Annotated in this window: 4 protein-coding genes and 1 pseudogene; all 5 read left to right on the forward strand. The window is 45.3% G+C overall.

The window, feature by feature from the left end; all coding sequences use genetic code 11:
- Positions 1 to 91: 91 nt before the first annotated feature.
- On the forward strand, positions 92 to 835 hold the full coding sequence (locus tag AB5Z52_RS16245; RefSeq protein ID WP_174773121.1) for a lantibiotic immunity ABC transporter MutE/EpiE family permease subunit: 744 nt from the start codon (positions 92 to 94) through the stop codon (positions 833 to 835).
- Positions 835 to 1,578: a lantibiotic immunity ABC transporter MutG family permease subunit gene (locus tag AB5Z52_RS16250; RefSeq protein WP_154535907.1), complete on the forward strand. Its 744-nt coding sequence runs from the start codon at positions 835 to 837 to the stop codon at positions 1,576 to 1,578. Before AB5Z52_RS16245 ends, AB5Z52_RS16250 begins: the two co-directional genes overlap by 1 nt.
- On the forward strand, positions 1,571 to 2,377 hold the full coding sequence (locus tag AB5Z52_RS16255; protein ID WP_154535908.1) for a NisI/SpaI family lantibiotic immunity lipoprotein: 807 nt from the start codon (positions 1,571 to 1,573) through the stop codon (positions 2,375 to 2,377). The genes AB5Z52_RS16250 and AB5Z52_RS16255 overlap by 8 nt, the downstream gene beginning before the upstream one ends.
- Positions 2,378 to 2,430: 53 nt before the next feature.
- The gene (locus AB5Z52_RS16260; protein ID WP_368267022.1) at positions 2,431 to 3,096 is read left to right on the forward strand and encodes a response regulator transcription factor; all 666 of its coding nucleotides are present in this window, start codon (positions 2,431 to 2,433) and stop codon (positions 3,094 to 3,096) included.
- Positions 3,081 to 3,623 (forward strand): annotated as a pseudogene (locus AB5Z52_RS16265) (hypothetical protein); the annotation flags it as partial. The gene AB5Z52_RS16260 and the pseudogene AB5Z52_RS16265, both read left to right, overlap by 16 nt.

Below are 3,623 nucleotides of genomic sequence, written 5' to 3' on the forward strand. Positions count from 1 at the left end.
GTTTTGGGATATGAAGGACCAATGAATAAGGATCAGAACTTGGAAGAACTATTTGTCGAGGTTGTAAGGAAATCACAGGAAGAACGATAGTATGATCAATTATATAGCCTCTGAATACCTGAAACATAAAGGTACTTTCGTTAGGAAAATAGCATGGATAGCCCCTATGCTAACGGTATGTCTTAATGTGCTTGCTCCTATGTGGTATCAGCAGAATTCATATAACTGGTGGTATGTGTTCTTGTACCCCGGCTGCGTGACGCTATTATCAATCTTGATAATCCAGAGAGATAGCGGCAAATTACAGTTTAGGGCCATATTGTCGTTACCTGTCGACCTAGAGCGGGTATGGTATGCAAAGATAATCACCTGCATACTTTATGCGGCACTCGCCAATGCAATTCTGATGTTGTGCAATATTGCAGGTGGTTTCATTATTCAACGCATCTTCGGCATACCCATGACGATCAGACCGATGCAGGCATTGTTCGGAACGCTCTGCATCATTCTGGCAAGTGCATGGAATATACCACTATGCTTATGGCTGACCAAGAAGGTGGGTGTATTCGCCACTCTCATATTGAATGTTGGAATGAGCCTGACGCTGGGGATATTGGGGGCGGACACAGGCCTTTGGTTCCTGTGCCCTTATAGTTGGGTTGATCGCCTTATGGTTCCCGCATTGGGAATATTGCCGAATGGAGCATCAGTAGAAGGAAGTGCCCTGTCGACTCCCTTACTGTTGGGCATCGCGGTACTGTGCCTGTCGGTGTTTCTACTATATGGCCTTGCGAAGTCAACGGCAAGATCCTTTATCAAGCAGGAGGTTCTTTGATGTCGGGTATTATCAGATGTCTTCAAGCGGAATGGCTTAAAAGCAGGCATACGCCATTACTTCTGATCCATGTTCTCTTCCCTGTGATCGGGGCCTGTGTTTTTGCTGGATATTTCCGTATATCAGGTTGGGGATGGATGACGGCTGTGACGACTTTTTTAGAAGTTGTGGCAATTGTTTTTCCACTTGTTATCTCTATCGTCGTAGGTATGACGGTCGAACTTGAAAATGAAGCAGGTCATTTTCAATCAATCCTTGGCGTGGTTCCTTCGCGCATGTCAGTATATATCGGAAAATTGGCATATCTTATCATTCTGGCAGCTTCCGCAACGGCGCTTTGTGTCTTCTTATTTGCTCTGCTTTATTCAAGCGTTCCATTCTCGTTCTATATACGACCACTTACCATGTTGATATTGTCTGCAATACCACTGTATCTTATTTCCATACTTGCTGGTTTCACTCTAGGTAAAAGTGTAGTTATGGGTATAGGTATTACAGGAAGCCTATTATCGGCATTGCTGGCTACGGGACTTGGAGACTGTATCTGGAAGTTCCTTCCGTGGGGCTGGGGAGTGCGGTTTATAGATTATTGTGTCTTGAGATATGTTAATGAGGAACAGTTTTATTCTGGATTATATGAACTCCAACTAGGATTCATGATCATGCTTGTCTCTTCAATGGTGCTATTCATCGTAAGCCTGATGTGGTTCCACAGATGGGAAGGGACAAAGGGATATGAGTAAAATGCTGCCGCTGCTCTGTGCTGGTATCGCATGTCTATCTCTTACGGGCTGTTCGTTGCAAGAGGGGAACAGCGAATATCCCGGAGAGCAATGTTATTTGAATAAGGATAACGTGACGAAGTTCTCCTGTATGGGAAATGACTACACCATTCTAGAGGATACGGTCTCCAACAACGGTCTCGGGGCATGGGTCGGGTATGTCCGACAACTTGTTGCTGTGGACGAGACGGGAAAGGTAATACTTCAAGAGGATCTTAAGAATGGTACCTTGCAGACTCTGGCGAAGATATCGGATCTGGTGGATAAAGCCCCTGGTAAGTCCCATGTTCTTCCATTCGTAAATGTGTATGCAGCTTCTGATGCCGGCGACTATCTGATTGTGGATATAGATGGCGAGTATCACAAAGCTGTCATAGACGAAGATGTCAGAGACGTGGATAGGGTGTTTGATTTTAAGGACATGCGACAATCCACGAGTTGCGGATTCTCGGTCAATCCCCGAGATGCGACCCAGATTCTTTGTGATGGCGTAGTCTATCAAGTAACTTCTGATACTGTGTCAGATGGTGAACTAGGAAGTCGCATTGATCTTCTTGTTAAAGATGTCGTATTTGATGCAGAGACGAAGATTCCTTTGTCAAAGGAGGAATTGAAGGAAATTGACTGGTATGGGGAAACCGTTGGACGGCATCGGGAACAATGGATGTACAAGGACGTTTATGAAATCAACAGTAGAGAGAGGACTGAAGCCGTTGCGGTGCGGATAAATGACGTCTTCTATGTTGCAAAGCGCCAATGACCGTTTTTATTGCATATATGAATTATGGAATAGAAGAGGCAAGCAGGTGTATCATGGCGACAATCCTGATGATTGATGATGATCGACCCATCTTGGAACTTGTGAAAAACGGACTGGAAAAAGATGGACATTCAGTGACGATCCATACGTCCGCCGCCCATGTGCCCCTTGAAGGGCTGAACGAGTATGATCTGATTATATTGGACATCATGATGCCTGATATGGACGGATTCACCTATTGCGGCAAGATACGTTCGTTGGTGGACTGTCCCATTCTCTTTCTGACCGCTAAGACAATGGAGAGAGACATTACATCCGGTCTTGGACTAGGAGCGGATGACTATCTGACAAAACCATTTCGTATTGCGGAATTACGTGCGAGAGTACATGCGCATCTACGCCGTGAACAGAGAGAACGACATGTGTCGCTTACGTTTGATCGGATAAAGATTGATCTATCCGCAAAAGAACTGCTGGTGGATAATACACCTGTGCCTTTGACGAAAAGCGAATATCTGATCTGCGAATATCTTGCCGGCAACAGAGGGCAGGTTTTTTCAAAGAAACAAATATACGAAGCCGTTTTTCCCTTCTATGGGGATGGCGATGGTTCTACAATTTCGACGCATATAAAAAACATAAGGTCGAAGTTCGAGGAGGCCGGTGTTCAACCAATCGTAACGGTCTGGGGGATAGGCTATAAATGGGAACAAAGATGAAGACGACGCTTACAAGAACTTTTTATAGATTTCTTGTATGTCTGCTTTGCGGACTGTGCATGTCCGTAGTCATCCCCTTTGCCTGCATGATGTTCGCCTCCAGCATGGGGCTTGTAACGTTTGCGGATAATGCCGAACGGCAAGCGAAAAATCTGGTGCCGATACTCACCGCAACGCCAGATGTATCAGACGTGTATCTGCCCATTGGGATTAAATACCTTCGGTTGGATAGAAACTATGGATCTATAGATACGAATATGAACGAAGAAGAGGAAGAGAAGGCTCTGGCGTTTGCCGAGACGGGTCTCATAGATGCAGGCGGTAGAACACAGTTCATCTTCATCACTCGAGATGATGGGTACATTGTTCTGCAGTACGTCATAGGTTCTCAGTATCTCAATGCACAGTGCAACAAGTACCTACCGTCTCCGGAGATACTGCTGATCGCTTTGATCATCGCTAACAGCTTAGGCTTATGCGTCTACTTGACGGTTCATTTCGCCAGAGAGCTGAGAAAAGAATTGACG

It is taken from the genome of Enterococcus sp. RTP21361st1_A6_RTP21361_211029, assembly GCF_040910045.1.
Taxonomy (GTDB): domain Bacteria; phylum Bacillota; class Bacilli; order Lactobacillales; family Enterococcaceae; genus Enterococcus_D; species Enterococcus_D gallinarum.

Excerpts from the sequence above, each read along its gene's own strand:
- AB5Z52_RS16250 (WP_154535907.1), top strand. The coding sequence starts at position 835 with ATGTCGGGTATTATCAGATGTCTTCAAGCGGAATGGCTTAAAAGCAGG.
- AB5Z52_RS16260 (WP_368267022.1), top strand. The coding sequence starts at position 2,431 with ATGGCGACAATCCTGATGATTGATGATGATCGACCCATCTTGGAACTT.
- AB5Z52_RS16245 (WP_174773121.1), top strand. The coding sequence starts at position 92 with ATGATCAATTATATAGCCTCTGAATACCTGAAACATAAAGGTACTTTC.
- AB5Z52_RS16255 (WP_154535908.1), top strand. The coding sequence starts at position 1,571 with ATGAGTAAAATGCTGCCGCTGCTCTGTGCTGGTATCGCATGTCTATCT.